Raw genomic sequence first — 1,023 nt, forward strand, 5'->3', positions numbered from 1 at the left:
TCTCACTGAGCAGCCGGGGCCCCGAATACGGTGTGCACGTGATCTGCAGCGCCGGCGGCTGGATCCACGGGCAGCGTCAGAGCCTGCTGCAAAACGCTACCGCGCGAATCCAATTGCGGTTGGCCGACCCCAGCGAGAGCCAGATGGGTCACTCGTCGATCGAGTCCCGCGAAGCGGCGCGGCGCACGTTGAACCGGCCCGGCTTCGGTCTGAGCGACAGCTTGCACGAATTGCGCGTCGGCGTGCCGGCGCTCGCCGATCCCGCCAGCGGAACGCTGGTGGGCATCACCGAGGTCGGCGACCGCATCGCCGAGGTCGCCGGTGTGACCAAGCACGCGACGCTGCAACGCCTGCCGCAACGGGTGGCGCTGCGGGCGATCCTCGAGCACGAAGCCGCCCACCCCAGCGGTGACGACCTGTCGATCGCCTTCGCCATCGGCGAGCGCCACGAGCTGGGCCCGGTCCCGCTGACGCTGCGGGACAGCCCCGGCCTGATGATCCTGGGCAGGCAGGGCTGCGGGAAGACGACGGCACTGGTGGCCATCGGCGAGGCCGTCATGAGCCGGTTCAGCCCCGACGAGGCCCAACTGACACTGATCGACCCCAAGACGGCCCCGCACGGCCTGCGGGACCTGAACGGCCCGGGGTATGTGCGCGCGTACGCCTACGACCAGGACGAGATCGACGAGGTGATCACCGAGCTCGCCCAGCAGGTGTTGTTGCCCCGGCTGCCGCCGAAAGGCTTGAGCCAGGAGGAATTACGGGCGCTCAAGCCGCGGGAAGGCCCAAGGCATTTCGTGCTCATCGACGACGTGCAGGATCTGCGCCCGGATCAGAGCTACCCGCCCAAGCCGCCGGTGGGGGCGGCGCTGTGGAAGCTGATCGAACGGGCCCGCCAGATCGGCTTGCACGTGTTCACCACGCGTAACAGCTCGAACTGGGCGACGCTGCAGATGGATCCGTGGATGCGGTTCCAGAACTCGGCGAAGGTGGCTCAGCTGTACATGGACAACGACCCGCAGA

Annotated in this window: 1 protein-coding gene; it reads left to right on the forward strand. The window is 68.3% G+C overall.

Features of this window, described 5'->3' with window-relative positions; translation table 11 throughout:
- On the forward strand, window positions 1-1,023 hold a 1,023-nt coding region (locus AC2VON_RS22555), incomplete at both ends, for an FtsK/SpoIIIE domain-containing protein (RefSeq protein ID WP_486954862.1).

The organism is Mycobacterium sp. TH-M82, from assembly GCF_057473605.1.